The 14,559-nt window shown below is 43.2% G+C and carries 13 protein-coding genes, 1 pseudogene and 1 other annotated feature; all 14 genes and pseudogenes read right to left on the reverse strand.

Annotated elements, in window-relative coordinates; genetic code table 11:
• Positions 1 to 124: 124 nt before the first annotated feature.
• Positions 125 to 313 (reverse strand): annotated as a pseudogene (locus JK635_RS01690) (NYN domain-containing protein); the annotation flags it as partial.
• Positions 314 to 316: 3 nt separating this feature from the next.
• Complete coding sequence (gene rlmB / locus JK635_RS01695) at positions 317 to 1,060, reverse strand: 23S rRNA (guanosine(2251)-2'-O)-methyltransferase RlmB (protein ID WP_202651828.1); 744 nt, start codon at positions 1,058 to 1,060, stop codon at positions 317 to 319.
• On the reverse strand, positions 1,057 to 1,482 hold the full coding sequence (locus tag JK635_RS01700) for a Mini-ribonuclease 3 (protein WP_202651830.1): 426 nt from the start codon (positions 1,480 to 1,482) through the stop codon (positions 1,057 to 1,059). Before JK635_RS01700 ends, rlmB begins: the two co-directional genes overlap by 4 nt.
• A 3-nt stretch (positions 1,483 to 1,485) precedes the next feature.
• A complete protein-coding gene (gene cysS, locus JK635_RS01705; RefSeq protein WP_202651832.1) occupies positions 1,486 to 2,883 on the reverse strand; it encodes a cysteine--tRNA ligase in 1,398 nt (465 codons plus the stop codon).
• Positions 2,864 to 3,532, reverse strand: coding sequence for a serine O-acetyltransferase (cysE, locus tag JK635_RS01710; protein WP_202651834.1), 669 nt, complete (start codon positions 3,530 to 3,532; stop codon positions 2,864 to 2,866). Before cysE ends, cysS begins: the two co-directional genes overlap by 20 nt.
• A 148-nt stretch (positions 3,533 to 3,680) precedes the next feature.
• Positions 3,681 to 3,941 (reverse strand) — a binding site (T-box leader).
• Between the two features lie 115 nt (positions 3,942 to 4,056).
• Positions 4,057 to 5,514, reverse strand: a complete 1,458-nt coding sequence (gene gltX / locus JK635_RS01715; RefSeq protein ID WP_202651836.1) for a glutamate--tRNA ligase — start codon at positions 5,512 to 5,514, stop codon at positions 4,057 to 4,059.
• Between the two features lie 68 nt (positions 5,515 to 5,582).
• Positions 5,583 to 6,065: a 2-C-methyl-D-erythritol 2,4-cyclodiphosphate synthase gene (gene ispF / locus JK635_RS01720; protein WP_202651838.1), complete on the reverse strand. Its 483-nt coding sequence runs from the start codon at positions 6,063 to 6,065 to the stop codon at positions 5,583 to 5,585.
• Complete coding sequence (gene ispD, locus JK635_RS01725) at positions 6,065 to 6,757, reverse strand: 2-C-methyl-D-erythritol 4-phosphate cytidylyltransferase (RefSeq protein WP_202651840.1); 693 nt, start codon at positions 6,755 to 6,757, stop codon at positions 6,065 to 6,067. The genes ispF and ispD overlap by 1 nt, the downstream gene beginning before the upstream one ends.
• Positions 6,758 to 6,840: 83 nt before the next feature.
• Complete coding sequence (locus JK635_RS01730) at positions 6,841 to 7,929, reverse strand: PIN/TRAM domain-containing protein (protein WP_202651842.1); 1,089 nt, start codon at positions 7,927 to 7,929, stop codon at positions 6,841 to 6,843.
• A gap of 253 nt (positions 7,930 to 8,182) precedes the next feature.
• Complete coding sequence (radA, locus tag JK635_RS01735; protein WP_202651844.1) at positions 8,183 to 9,559, reverse strand: DNA repair protein RadA; 1,377 nt, start codon at positions 9,557 to 9,559, stop codon at positions 8,183 to 8,185.
• Between the two features lie 130 nt (positions 9,560 to 9,689).
• Positions 9,690 to 12,134 carry an ATP-dependent protease ATP-binding subunit ClpC gene (gene clpC, locus JK635_RS01740; protein WP_202651846.1) on the reverse strand — a complete coding sequence of 815 codons (2,445 nt, stop codon included), beginning with the start codon at positions 12,132 to 12,134 and terminating at the stop codon, positions 9,690 to 9,692.
• Between the two features lie 16 nt (positions 12,135 to 12,150).
• On the reverse strand, positions 12,151 to 13,224 hold the full coding sequence (gene mcsB / locus JK635_RS01745; RefSeq protein ID WP_202651848.1) for a protein-arginine kinase McsB: 1,074 nt from the start codon (positions 13,222 to 13,224) through the stop codon (positions 12,151 to 12,153).
• 1 nt (position 13,225) lies between these two features.
• Entirely contained in the window at positions 13,226 to 13,774 is a 549-nt protein-coding gene (gene mcsA / locus JK635_RS01750) for a protein-arginine kinase activator protein McsA (RefSeq protein ID WP_202651849.1), read from the reverse strand.
• Positions 13,775 to 13,858: 84 nt separating this feature from the next.
• Positions 13,859 to 14,320: a CtsR family transcriptional regulator gene (locus tag JK635_RS01755; RefSeq protein WP_202651851.1), complete on the reverse strand. Its 462-nt coding sequence runs from the start codon at positions 14,318 to 14,320 to the stop codon at positions 13,859 to 13,861.
• Between the last annotated feature and the right edge of the window lie 239 nt (positions 14,321 to 14,559).

The following is a 14,559-nucleotide window of genomic DNA, read 5'->3' on the forward strand; positions in this document are numbered from 1 at the left end:
TTGGATTTGGACGGATTACCACCTGACCTATCCATTATAAAGGACTTTTTCTTTGCAGAGAATAATAAAATTGAACATTTCGAGTATTCCTAATAGTTAAATTAAATTAATGCAACACTAGTGATTTCTTTGCTGTCCCCGGAACATAATAGGCATCAAAGACGACAATCACCCGATAGCCTGACATGGCTTGGTATTCAGCCATTCTCTCAACTAAGCGATCCCTAGCTGCAGCTAAATCATGCTCCTTTAGGGCTTTTAACTCCGGCCACGCCCCGATAATGTTGTAACCATCAACCAACAGGATATCCATACGTCATCCCCCAAGCGGGTGTCGTTTCCGATAAACCTCATACATGAGCAAAGCAGCAGCAACCGAAGCATTTAATGAAGTCACCTTGCCCGCCATCGGCAGCCGAATGAGAAAATCACATTTTTCCTTGATCAGCCGCCCCATTCCTTTCCCTTCATTACCAATGACTAAACCAAGCGGCAGCGTTCCGTCAAACTGGCGATAATCCTGTTTCCCCAAAGCATCTGTTCCGGCAATCCAAAGGCCGCGTTGCTTTAATTCATCAAGCGTTTGTGCCATGTTGGTAACCCGGACGACTGGTATATATTCAATTGCCCCGGTTGAGGCCTTCGCAACCGTTGCCGTTAAACCGACAGCCCGGCGTTTAGGAATGATGATTCCATGCGCTCCTACAGCATCAGCTGTTCTCATCATCGAGCCAAGATTATGCGGATCTTCTATCTCATCCAATAATAAAAAGAAAGGAGGTTCATTTTTCTTTTCAGCAGCCGCAAATAAATCATCCATCTCTGCATAGTGATAAGCAGCGATATAGGCAAGCACCCCTTGATGATTCTGTTCGGTTATTTGGTCAATTTTCTTCTTCGGCACAAATTGGACTAGGACCTTCGCTTCTTTTGCCAGTTGAATAATTTGCTGCATTCCGCCACGCTGTGACCCTTCAGCAATTAAGACCTTATTAATATCCCGTCCGGATTTAAGCGCCTCGATGACCGGATTTTTGCCAATGATATATTCCTGATTCATTTTGCTGCCCCTCCTTTCTTTTCCTCTACATATAAAAACGCTTGGTGGATAAGTTCTTCCAGCCTTTCGATTTTTCCTGATAAAAATAAATACCCCATCAACGCTTCAAACGCAGTGCTATAGTGATAAGTTTGCACATCGGTGTTTTTCGGAACCGTTCCCGATTTGGCATTCCTGCCGCGCATTACCACCGCCAGCTCCTCCTCTTGTAAAACATTGTCATCGATCAGCTGAAGGAGAATTTGACATTGCGCCTTAGCCGAGACATACCTGGTTGCCGCCCGATGTAATTGATGAGGTCGAACTTCCCCGGCAGACAGCAGATGACGGCGGACATAGGTTTCAAATATCGCATCGCCCATGTAGGCCAAGGCAAGAGCTTTCATTTGGTATGCGTCTAATGTTTTTTTGTTTTCCAACATCTGTTATCCTCTTTTCCACCTTGTGCCTTGCGGGGTGTCTTCTAAAATAATATTCATTTCTTTTAATTGGTCACGAATTTGATCAGCCAATTGGAAATTACGGTTTTTCCGTGCTTGAATCCGCTGTTCAATCAGGGCGTCAATTTCTTCATCCAGCATTTCTTCTTGTTTCAATGTTAGCCCCAGCACACCAAATAACTCTTCAAATTCTGTCGTAAAGGCATCAATCACTTCAACCGCTGTATTTTTTTCTAATAAATAATAATTGGCCAGTTTTGATAGCTCGAATAACACAGAAATCGCCAATGCTGTATTAAAATCGTCATCCATCGCTTCGATAAATTGCTCACGCAAGGCAGAAATTTTATCAAGCCACTCTTGATTATTGTCAGTTAAATTGGTGCTTGCCTCCCTGCGGTGCTTTAAGTTTTGGTAAGAGGTGGTTAGCCGTTCAAATGCCGCCCTCGTGCTCTCCAATAATTCCTCGCTATAGTTGATCGGATTACGATAATGTACGGAAAGCATAAAGAACCTGAGTACCTGTGGGTTGTGCTTCCGAATAATATCGTGAACGAGGACAAAGTTTCCTAGTGACTTTGACATTTTTTCGTTATCAATATTAATATAGCCATTATGCAGCCAATAGTTAGCAAATGTTTTACCAGAAAGTGCCTCCGATTGGGCGATTTCATTTTCATGGTGCGGGAATGTCAGGTCCTGACCCCCGGCATGAATATCTATCGTCTCGCCGAGGTATTTTTTTGCCATGGCCGAGCATTCGATATGCCAGCCGGGCCGTCCTGGTCCCCACGGGCTTTCCCAGAAAATTTCCCCTTCCTTCGCCGCCTTCCATAAAGCAAAGTCTAAATCGTCTTCCTTTTTATCACCGACTTCAATCCGGGCGCCAATCCGCAGCTCGTCTATTGATTGATGAGAAAGCTTGCCGTACTCATCAAAGCTGCGTGTCCGGAAGTACACATCTCCCTCTGATTCATAGGCATAGCCTTTTTCCACCAGCTGCCGGATAAAATCAATAATGATATCCATATTCTCCATTACCCGTGGATGAACATCAGCTCTTCTGCAGCCTAATGCTGATACATCTTCAAAATAGGCTTCGATAAAACGGTTGGCAATGGTTGGGACATCCTCTCCTAGCTGATTGGCAGCGCGGATTAATTTATCATCAACATCAGTAAAGTTCGAAACATATTGAACTTCATAGCCGCGATATTCAAAATAACGGCGAACCGTATCAAAGACAATCGCTGGACGGGCATTACCTATATGAATATAGTTATAAACAGTCGGACCGCAAACATACATTTTCACTTTTCCTTCTTCAAGCGGTACAAATGTTTCCTTTTTACGTGTGAGCGTATTATAAAGTTGAATGGCCATTAACCTTTTTCCTTTCTTGTTTTAATTCTTCCAATTCTTTTCTCAGTTGTTCCAGTTCCTGCTGCATTTCTTTAAAACGATCAGCTACCGGGTCTGGAAGGTCACTATGATTTAAATCCCGTTTTATTCGTTTACCATCCTGAACAACGACTCGCCCCGGAATCCCCACCACGGTGGAGTTAGGAGGTACTTCTTTTAAGACAACAGAGCCGCCGCCAATTTTGGAATTTTCCCCAATCGTAATCGACCCAAGTACCTTTGCCCCGGTAGAAATAAGGACATTGTCTTTAATAGTCGGATGGCGTTTGCCTTTTTCTTTTCCTGTCCCGCCTAATGTTACCCCTTGATAAATCGTGACATTATCACCAATTTCGCAGGTCTCCCCAATGACCACACCCATCCCGTGGTCGATAAAAAATCTCCTGCCTATTTTTGCCCCGGGATGAATTTCAATTCCTGTGAAAAAGCGGCTAATTTGCGAAATAACGCGAGCAAGGAAAAAAAATTTACGCTTATACAAGGCATGAGCCACTCGATGAGCCCAAATAGCGTGCAAACCTGAATATGTTAATATGACTTCTAAGTAAGTTCTCGCCGCCGGGTCCTGATCAAATACAACTTCTACATCTTCCTTTAATGTCTTAAACATTCCCATCCCCCCAATTAGAAAAGAGTAAACCCTTTGGTCAGCAGCACACCCTGACCAGTATAAGATAAGCAGCTAAAATTCTGTTTCCAGCCTTCTCGACGATTTGCCGTGACCTTTTCTCTTGAATAAAAAAGCGCCCCTGTCCGACGACAGAGACGCTTATGCGTGGTTCCACTCTGATTAGGCACTAGTCTTTTCAGCGTAATTTTCTAACAAACACTGAAAACCTGTATGCCTCACTCTTACTTGTTAACGGAAAGGTTCCGCTCAAATCTACTCGGATAAACTCCTTTTGAAATGAGACTCAGAGGTGCATTTCAAAAAATGAGCGGCTTGAACCACTTTCAGCCGGTGATGGTCCTCTCTTTTAAGCAATCATTTTTCTACTTTTCCTCATCAACGATTTAGCTCATATCATCTATTTTCGTTAAATAAATTCGACTATACTTCGGCAACTGCCCTAATGTCCCCGTCTATCGTCGAGTGTTCATTTATATTTACTATATTACACTTTTTCGCTATTGTTAACCAATAATTTGTTGAATTCTTTGTTGAACCTTTTCTTTTCCTAAAAGTTCGATGGATTTCGGCAGATCTGGCCCATGAGTTTGTCCTGTTACAGCGGCACGAATTGGCATGAACAAGTTCTTCCCTTTTTGACCAGTAGATTTTTGCACGGCTTTCATTGCCGCTTTAATTCCTTCCGCTTTAAAGTCTTCCATTTGGTCAAGCTCTGCTAAGAAGGCCTTTAATACTTGCGGTACCTGCTCTCCAGCAAGCACCTCTCTCGCTTCTTCCTCATATTCCACCTGTTCTTTAAAGAACAACTCGGAAAGTTCAACAATTTCTGCACCAAAACTCATCTTTTCCTGCAGCAATGCTACCAAACTGCGAACCCAGTCTCTTTCCTCAGCGGATAGATTCTCAGGTACCCTGCCGGCCTTGATGAGATGCGGCAAAGCAAGCTCGACAGCCCGATCAACATCGACTTTTTTCATGTATTGATTGTTCATCCAGGTGAGCTTTTGCTTATCAAATAGGGCCGGTGATTTCGACAGACGGCTTGCATCAAAAAGCTTAATAAACTCCTCTTTGGAGTAAAGCTCCTCTTCGCCTGCCGGTGACCAGCCAAGCAAAGTGATAAAATTGAAAATCGCTTCCGGCAAATAGCCCAACTCTTCATATTGTTCAATGAATTGGATAATCGATTCATCACGTTTACTTAATTTCCGGCGGCTTTCATTGACGATCAGGGTCATATGACCAAAAATTGGCGGTTCCCAGCCTAAGGCATCGTAAACCATCAGTTGTTTCGGTGTATTAGAAATATGGTCATCCCCACGCAATACATGGGAAATCTCCATTAAATGATCATCAATTGCAACGGCAAAGTTATAGGTAGGTGTACCGTCCTTTTTCACCATAACCCAGTCACCCATGCCTTCAGAGTCGAAGGAAACAACACCCTTTACCATATCATCAAATGTGTAGGTTTTACCTTCCGGAACAACGATCCGAATGCTTGGCATGCGCCCTTCTGCTTCTAACCGGGCACGGTCTTCAGCTGTTAAGTGACGGCATTTACCGGAATAATGCGGCGTTTCACCACGTGCGATCTGTGCTTCTCGTTCTGCCTCTAACTCCTCTTCGGTGCAATAGCATTTGTAGGCCTGACCATTTTCCAGCATCTGCTTGTAATATTTTTCGTAAATATCATTGCGCTCTGATTGCCGGTATGGTCCGTATTCACCACCGACATCAACGCTTTCATCCCAATCAATTCCAAGCCATTTTAAATATTTTAATTGACTCCGTTCACCGTCTTCAATATTCCGCTTCTTATCCGTATCTTCAATTCGGATAATAAATTTTCCGCCTTTATTACGGGCAAATAAATAGTTAAATAGCGCCGTGCGAGCATTTCCGATATGCAAATGTCCGGTTGGACTGGGAGCATATCTTACACGTATTTCGTTTGACATGGTAATGCCTCCACTTTCCTAATAGTCATCTTGAATCATTTTATCATGATGAATTGGCGGGTTAAAGTCTAATGGTTCACCTTTTTTAAAAGTACCACCGCTTGAGCAGCAATGCCTTCGCCCCTGCCGGTAAAGCCCAATTTCTCAGTTGTAGTCGCTTTTACATTGATTTGGCTGGTTTCCGCCTCCAGAAGTTCAGCGATCCGCCCCCGCATTTGTTCAATATAGGAAGCCATTTTGGGTTTTTGGGCAATAATGGTGCAATCGGCGTTGACAAGCTGATAGCCTTTTTGTTTGACAAGCTGCCAGACATGCTCCAACAGCTTTGCGGAGTCGGCATCTTTAAACCTTGGATCAGTATCGGGGAAATGCTTGCCGATATCCCCTTCCCCAATAGCACCAAGACAGGCATCGCAAACTGTATGCAATAATACATCGGCATCAGAATGACCTAACAATCCCTTTTCATAGGGAATAGTAATGCCGCCGATGATTAAGGGCCGCCCCTCGGTTAATTGGTGAACATCAAAACCTTGTCCAATTCGAAACATCACTTAAACTCCTTTTTCCGTTTTTTTAAAATTGCCTCTGCGAAGTATAAATCTTCCATCGTCGTTAGCTTTATATTATCATAATCACCTTCGACGATTGCTACACATTGGCCTAAGCGCTCGACAAGACTTGCATCATCAGTCCCAATAAAGCACTCCTTGTCAGCCTTTTCATAGGCCTCCTTGAGGAGGGAAACGCGAAAAGCTTGTGGGGTCTGGACAGCCCACAAGCTCGAACGATCAACAGTTGCTTCGACAACACCATTCTTTACCTTTTTCATGGTGTCTTTGGCCGGCACGGCAATAATCGCTGCCCCTGTTTTCGCGGCCAATTCAGTTAAAAGCTGAATTTGTTCTATTTGGATAAAAGGTCTTGCACCATCATGAACAAGAATAATTCCATCGGTTTCGACCGTTTTTAAGGCATTAAAAATACTGTCCTGCCGTTCTTTTCCACCCGGAGCAAAACCGCAAACCTTGGTTAACTGATACTGTTCAATCAATGCTTTAATTTCTGATTCATCCTGGGGATGGACCGCTAAAATGATTCCTGCACAGGCATCGTCTGCTTCAAACACTCGTAACGTGTGAATCAAAACAGGAATTCCATCCAGCTCAAGCAAAAGCTTATTTTTCCCCGCTCCCATTCTTTTTCCCTGACCCGCTGCAGGGATAATGACTTGATAAGTCATATGGAAAACCTCATTCTTTCTCTCTATCTTGTCTAGCTTTGAACCGAAGGCTCAACGCTGAAGTGCTTCTGCCTTTCAAACCATTATAATGCCTTCTCCAATAATTTCGGTTTGGCAAAAATCATTCTACCGGCAGATGTCTGAAGGACACTGGTGACAAGAACTTCGATTCTTTTGCCAATATACTCTCTGCCTTCTTCCACCACAATCATCGTCCCATCATCAAGGTAAGCAACCCCTTGGTGATACTCTTTTCCATCCTTAATGACTTGAACCGTTAATTCCTCTCCTGGAAGTACAACCGGTTTAACCGCATTGGCCAAGTCGTTAATATTTAACACTGGTACATTTTGTAACTCACAGACTTTGTTTAAATTAAAGTCATTGGTGACAAGAATTCCGCCCGTTAATTTTGCCAGCTTCACAAGCTTCGAATCAACCTCTTGGATTTCCTCAAAATCACCTTCATAAATTTCCACTTTAATGGCCAATTCCTTTTGGATCCGGTTTAAGATATCAAGTCCCCTTCTGCCGCGGTTGCGTTTTAACACATCAGAAGAATCCGCGATATGCTGCAGTTCCTCAAGAACAAATTGGGGGATCACAATCGTTCCTTCCAAAAATCCCGTCTGACAAATATCAGCAACCCGGCCATCAATAATAACACTTGTGTCCAAAATTTTTAATGACTGAAGTGATCCCTTTTCATTATCCTCATCAACCGTTTTTTTCTTATTCCCGCCTCTGCTGAAAAGACCCATCAGCTCATCACGCTTTTTAAGGCCGACCCGAAAACCGAGGTAGCCAAATAGCAGGGTCAATACAATCGGGGCAACCGCATTTAAAATAGGAACCTGCACTGCGTTGAGGGCAAATCCAATTAAAAAAGCGACCACTAGACCAAAAATTAGGCCCACACTGGCAAACAACACATCCGTGACGGGTATTTTTATTAAAGAATCCTCAGCCCATTTAATAAAATTAAGCACATAATCAACTGCCCAAAAGGTAAGAAGATAAAAAATAATAGCACCTAAAATAGCAGTGACATAGGAATTATTAATCAGGGATAGATCACCCATGCCAGCAACATTTAATAATTTGGGTAAAAATAATATTCCAAGCGTACCACCAATAAGGAGGAAGCAGGCTTGCACAATTCGTTTTAACATTTCTTCACCTCCTCTAATAATTATAAACATATTCATAGGATTGAAACCGTGATTTGCCAATTATTTTTTAAATTGTTAGCAATATGAAATCTTCTTGTTATAATAAAGAACTTTCAATTTATAGGGTAGCATCATAGGAAATTTATGTCAAATAAATTGAAAAATTTTTATTTTAACATAGTTTCTATGTTCTAGCAATACTTTTTTGGCGATAATTGGTGTACAGCTAGTAAACTAGCAGAGTTTTTCTTGATTACCCTAGTGCAGCCTTTAATGCTTCAGCGACGGAAGAAACACCAATCAATTCGATTCCTTTTGGACCTGTCCAGCCGCCCAAATTGTTTGCCGGCAAAATGACCCGCTCAAAACCCAATTTCGCAGCTTCCTGAACACGTTGTTCAATCCTTGAAACCCGTCGGATTTCTCCTGTTAAACCCACCTCGCCTATAATACAATCCGCCGGTCTTGTCGGCTGATCACGGAAGCTTGAGGCAATACTGACAGCAACAGCCAGGTCAATCGCCGGTTCATCCAGTTTAACACCGCCGGCTACTTTAACGTAAGCATCCTGGTTTGCCAGCAGCATCCCAACCCGTTTTTCCAGCACAGCCATTAATAACGGCACACGGTTATGGTCAATGCCTGTTGCCATTCTTCTGGGGTTACCAAAGCTTGTTGGGGAAATCAATGCCTGAATTTCTACCAGAACCGGCCGTGTCCCTTCCATAGAAGCAACAACAGTGGAACCAGCAGCCCCGCGCGACCGCTCTTCAAGGAAGATTTCAGATGGATTTTCCACCTCTTCCAAGCCAGATTCCTTCATTTCAAAAATCCCCATTTCATTTGTCGAACCAAAGCGGTTTTTCACCGCTCTGAGGATCCGATACGTGTGGTGTCTTTCCCCCTCAAAATAAAGCACTGTATCAACCATATGCTCAAGCAGGCGCGGCCCGGCAATCGACCCTTCCTTTGTCACATGCCCGACAATAAAAATGGCAATTCCTTTTGTTTTTCCAATTCGCATCAATTCTGCGGTGCACTCCCGAACTTGCGAGACACTCCCAGGAGCCGACGTCACATCCGGATGAAATATGGTTTGAATCGAGTCAACGATGACAAAGCTGGGGTTTGTCTGCTCGATTGTCCGATTCATTTCCTCAAGGTTGGTTTCCGCATAAACAAGCAAATGTTCAGAAGAGATCCCTAATCGCTCGGCTCTTAGTTTCGTCTGGCGCAGCGATTCCTCACCTGATATATATAAAACCTGATGACCTTTCTCTGCAAGCTGTGATGAGACTTGCAACAGAAGGGTGGACTTACCAATTCCCGGGTCACCGCCAATTAACACCAGCGAGCCTTTAACCACACCGCCGCCCAGGACACGATTGAGCTCTGCTAAATCTGTATAAATGCGCGGTTCACTTACCGTTTCAATAGACGTAATTGGAGTCGGTTTGGTTACAATCGTTCCTCCTTGTGAATGAGCAAATGCCCCTCTTCTCGCCGCTCCCGTAACCTCTATTTCCTCCACCATTTTGTTCCAAGTCCCGCACCCCGGACATTTTCCCATCCATTTTGGCGATTCATACCCGCACTCTTGACAAATAAACTTCGTTTTTCGCTTTACCATCTGTTTCTTCCTCTCCAGTCTAGCAGAGAATTTCCATCCTATCGAAAAAAGAGGTACACGGTTCATTTTTATTCACGTGTACCTCTTTAGTTTTTTAAAAATTAAAACCCTTATTTCTTCTTAACTTTGGTTATTTTGTTACCGTTTCTCTCTCTGCGGTTTTGACGGTAAATTCTCCATCTGCCACATCTATTATAGCATGCTGGCCGGTTAATAAGGTTCCTCTTAAGAGTTCCTCTGAAAGCCGATCCTCTACATGTTTTTGAATGGCCCGTTTCAACGGTCTTGCCCCGTATTCAGGATCATACCCTTCCTCAGCTATTTTATCTCTGGCAGCAGCTGTTAATTCAATTGAAATATTTTGCTCTCTCAGCCGCTTAATTAACTGATCCGATAACAGAGCGACAATTTCATTTAAGTGCTTTCTTTCCAGCGCATGGAAGACAATGATTTCATCAATGCGGTTCAAGAATTCAGGACGGAACGCTTTCTTTAGCTCCTCCATTACTTTACCTTTCATATCTTTGTAATTTTGGTCACTGTTGTCCTGAATATTAAAACCAACATATTTGTTCCGTTTCAGCGCTTCGGCCCCTACGTTCGAAGTCATGATTAATACGGTATTACGGAAATCCACGGTCCGCCCTTTAGAATCCGTTAACCGCCCATCTTCAAGGACTTGGAGTAAAATATTAAACACATCAGGATGCGCTTTTTCAATTTCATCCAGCAAGATAACGGAGTAAGGCTTTCTGCGTACTTTTTCCGTTAATTGGCCGCCCTCTTCGTAACCGACATACCCTGGAGGGGAACCGACAAGACGTGATGTCGAATGTTTCTCCATATATTCTGACATATCAATCCGAATCATCGCATCTTCATCGCCAAACATCGCTTCGGCAAGGGCCCGGGCTAATTCTGTTTTACCAACACCTGTAGGGCCGAGGAAAATGAAGGAACCAATTGGACGCTTTGGATCTTTCAATCCGGCTCTGGCACGACGAACGGCTTTGGCAACCGCCTTAACGGCCTCATCCTGACCGATAACCCGGGAATGAAGGATTTCCTCTAAATTAAGCAATTTGGCCGTTTCGGTTTCAGCAAGCTTGGAAACAGGAACCCCCGTCCAGCTTGAGACAACGCTGGCAATATCCTCCACTGTCACTTCATTATTCTCTTTGCCTTGCTTTTCTTTCCAGCTCTTCTTCGTTTCCTCCAGTTGTTCACGCAAACGCTGTTCGGAATCTCTTAAAGAAGCAGCTTTTTCAAACTCCTGACTTTGAACAGCGGCATCCTTTTCTTTTCGGACTTCTTCTAGTCTCACTTCGAGCTCTTTCAAATTTGGCGGGGTTGTGTAAGAGCGCAGCCGTACCTTCGACCCTGCCTCATCAATTAAATCAATTGCTTTATCCGGCAGGAAGCGGTCCGATATATAGCGGTCCGATAATTTCACCGCAGCTTCAATCGCATCGTCGGTAATCGATACGCGGTGATGGGCTTCATAACGGTCGCGTAATCCCTGTAAAATTTGAATCGATTCTTCAATTGTCGGCTCATCGACCCGAATCGGCTGGAAGCGGCGCTCGAGAGCAGCATCCTTTTCAATATATTTACGGTATTCATCAAGGGTTGTTGCCCCGATACATTGCAGCTCCCCGCGGGCAAGCGACGGCTTTAAGATATTGGAAGCATCAATTGCACCTTCGGCCCCGCCGGCACCTATTAATGTATGGAGTTCATCGATGAATAGGATGATATTCCCAGCCTGACGAATTTCATCCATGACCTTTTTGAGGCGGTCCTCAAATTCACCGCGGTATTTTGTACCAGCCACCACGGTCCCCATGTCAAGGGTCATAACCCGCTTATCGCGGAGGATTTCCGGTACCTCGTTATTAACGATTTGCTGTGCCAGTCCCTCGGCAATAGCTGTCTTACCAACACCAGGCTCACCGATTAGCACCGGGTTATTCTTCGTCCGGCGGCTCAGCACTTCAATGACCCGCTGAATTTCTTTGCTGCGGCCAATGACAGGGTCTAGGCTTCCTTCCCGGGCGATTGCCGTTAAATCCCGGGCAAGGCTGTCAAGTGTCGGAGTGTTCGCGCTTGTGGAGGCGCCTCCTTGATGCCCGCCGGTTTCATTGCTGCCTAATAATTGCAGTACCTGCTGACGTGCTTTATTTAAGCTGACACCAAGGTTATTCAGGACACGTGCGGCAACACCTTCTCCTTCGCGGATCAATCCAAGTAAAATATGCTCAGTTCCTACATAGGAATGTCCTAATTTACGAGCTTCGTCCATGGAAAGCTCAATCACCTTTTTGGCTCTAGGTGTATAATGAATGATTTGCGAAGTCTCTTGACCCTTGCCAATCAGGTTCTCAACTTCCTTTTGAATCTTGTCCGAGCCCAAGCCCAGACCGTAAAGGGCTTTGGCAGCAATTCCTTCCCCTTCGCGAATTAATCCTAATAAAATATGCTCAGTTCCAATATTATTGTGTCCCAGGCGGATTGCCTCTTCCTGTGCCAATGCTAAAACCTTTTGAGCTCTTTCAGTAAACCGGCCAAACATCATTGTGCTCACTCCTCACCTATAATTTATTGAATTCCATTTTAAGACGTTCACGAATTAACGCGGCCCGTCTAATATCCCTTTCATGCGGTCTAAGTTGCCCCCCGGCATACTGCTGTAAGAAACCAGGTTGGGTCAAAATCATTAATTCATTTAGGATCGACTTTGACATATTTTGAATGTAACCCATATCAATTCCCAGTCGTACATCCGATAAACAACGGGCGGCTTCTTTTGATTCTATGATTCGGCTATTGGTTAAAACTCCTAATGAACGGAATACTCTATCTTCTAATTGTATGTTAGAAGTTTTCCGCAATGCTTCACGTGCTGACCTTTCTTGTGAAATTAACTGGCTGACGACACCTATTAAATCCCGGCAAATATCCTCCTCTGATTTCCCAAGGGTAATTTGATTGGAAATTTGAAAAATATTCCCTAAGGCTTCACTTCCTTCACCATAAATTCCTCGTACCACAAGTCCTAATTGGTTTATTGCAGGGATAATTCGATTCATTTGCTGTGTCAAAATTAACCCTGGTAAATGCATCATTACGGAAGCGCGGATCCCTGTACCAACATTCGTCGGACAGCTGGTTAAATATCCGTATTTTTCATCAAAGGCATATTGAATGTGACTCTCAAGCCAATCGTCGATCTCATTAGCAGCCTGTAAGGCTTCGGTTAATTGCAGTCCGGGGAACAAGCATTGAATTCGAATATGATCCTCTTCATTAATCATAATACTAATTTCTTCATTTTCGGTTAATAATACTGCTCCGTATGGTGAATCCTCAGCCAGCTGCGGACTGATTAAATGTTTTTCAACTAAAACTCTTTTTTGAAGCGGCTGCATGTCTTCTATTTTTAATAGCTCCATTTGGCCAAACTTTTGCAAGCCGGAATTTTGCAAGAGCTGTTCCATCTCGGAAATCACCTGTTGTGCCTCTTGATGGGAAAATAATGTTGGAAATTTATATTGTTCAAAATTGCGGGCTAGGCGAATCCGTGTAGTGAGGACGATATCGGAATCTGGCCCTTCCTCGCTCATCCATGAACTAACCGCTTGATTTAAGAAATGCTCGAGCGACACATTATTTCCCTCCCTCGTAACCACTGGTCAATTTCTTCTCTATGCTACGAATTTCATCGCGAATCTTTGCTGCTGTTTCAAATTCCTCCAGCGAAATACATTTTTGCAGTCCTTCCTTTAACTCTTCTAGTTGTTTGCGCAGATGTAAATCGCCGCCAATTCTTTTTGGAATTTTCCCGTTATGTGTCCAGTTGCCACTATGAAGCCTTCTTAATACAGGCTGTAACTGATCTTTAAAGGTGTCATAACAGTGGGAACAGCCAAACCGGCCCAGTTTTAAAAATTGCGGGAATGTCATTGAACAGTTTTCACAATGAAGGAGTTCCTCCTGTTGAAATGGACTTTGGCTTGGCTTTTGAAAAGTGGGGTCAATTTTTAATAATCCTGCTAATAAGTTATTAAAATCAAAGCCCGACTGTCCATTAAACATCAATATTTCACCTTTTTCTTGGGCACATACTTCACAAAGATTTACCTCTGTTTTTTCACCATTAACAATTTTTGTAAAGTGAAATGCCGCAGGCCTTTGATGACACTCTTGACAAATCATAATTTCACCTCTCCTAACGCTTGACTTTTTCTTGTAATCATTAGGAATAAAACCCTGTTTAAATTAGGAAATACTGCTATATTACTATTTATATTTCAAAGTCGTAAGCATGGCTCTTAGCATTCTTGCTCTTAGTTCATCACGATACGGAAGATCAATATATAGAACAGAACGGTCCATCACGCTTAACATTATTTTTGCTTCCCGATCCGTTATGATGTCCTCGTCAATTAACCTTCCTATAACATCTTCTGCACTCGCTTGACTAATCCTGCTTTGAAAAAGTGACAATAAATGGTCAATTAAATCAGCTGAATCGTGGGATTCCACTTTCATGATACGGATATATCCCCCGCCACCACGTTTACTTTCGACAATATAGCCCCTCTCGATTGTAAATCGGGTATTGATAACGTAATTTATTTGTGACGGTACACACTGGAATTTATCAGCTATTTCACTTCTCTTTATCTCCACATGGTCCGCTTCACTCAACTCTAAAACCCGCTTTAAATATTGCTCAATAATATCGGAGATGTTCCTCATCTTCGCACCCCCACTTCGATCTGACTTTGACTATATTTGACATTAATTATACTTAATTTTTTCCTAAGATGCAACGAATCACTACACTATGATTTTCTCCAAATCTTATAGGAACAAAACATAAAATATATGAGAAAATATTACTAATTTAACAAAACAAAAAAGACAACCTATGCAGATTGTCTTTTTTGTTTGCCCGGCAGCGTCCTACTCTCACAGGGGCACGTGCCCCAACTACC

It is taken from the genome of Neobacillus paridis (assembly GCF_016765675.1).
Classification (GTDB): Bacteria; Bacillota; Bacilli; order Bacillales; family Cytobacillaceae; genus Neobacillus; species Neobacillus paridis.

Coding starts and splice junctions, on each gene's coding strand:
- rlmB (WP_202651828.1), bottom strand. CDS start 1,060: ATGAATCAGGAATATATCATTGGCAAAAATCCGGTCATCGAGGCGCTT.
- JK635_RS01700 (WP_202651830.1), bottom strand. CDS start 1,482: ATGTTGGAAAACAAAAAAACATTAGACGCATACCAAATGAAAGCTCTT.
- cysS (WP_202651832.1), bottom strand. CDS start 2,883: ATGGCCATTCAACTTTATAATACGCTCACACGTAAAAAGGAAACATTT.
- cysE (WP_202651834.1), bottom strand. CDS start 3,532: ATGTTTAAGACATTAAAGGAAGATGTAGAAGTTGTATTTGATCAGGAC.
- gltX (WP_202651836.1), bottom strand. CDS start 5,514: ATGTCAAACGAAATACGTGTAAGATATGCTCCCAGTCCAACCGGACAT.
- ispF (WP_202651838.1), bottom strand. CDS start 6,065: ATGTTTCGAATTGGACAAGGTTTTGATGTTCACCAATTAACCGAGGGG.
- ispD (WP_202651840.1), bottom strand. CDS start 6,757: ATGACTTATCAAGTCATTATCCCTGCAGCGGGTCAGGGAAAAAGAATG.
- JK635_RS01730 (WP_202651842.1), bottom strand. CDS start 7,929: ATGTTAAAACGAATTGTGCAAGCCTGCTTCCTCCTTATTGGTGGTACG.
- radA (WP_202651844.1), bottom strand. CDS start 9,559: ATGGTAAAGCGAAAAACGAAGTTTATTTGTCAAGAGTGCGGGTATGAA.
- clpC (WP_202651846.1), bottom strand. CDS start 12,134: ATGATGTTTGGCCGGTTTACTGAAAGAGCTCAAAAGGTTTTAGCATTG.
- mcsA (WP_202651849.1), bottom strand. CDS start 13,774: ATGATTTGTCAAGAGTGTCATCAAAGGCCTGCGGCATTTCACTTTACA.
- JK635_RS01755 (WP_202651851.1), bottom strand. CDS start 14,320: ATGAGGAACATCTCCGATATTATTGAGCAATATTTAAAGCGGGTTTTA.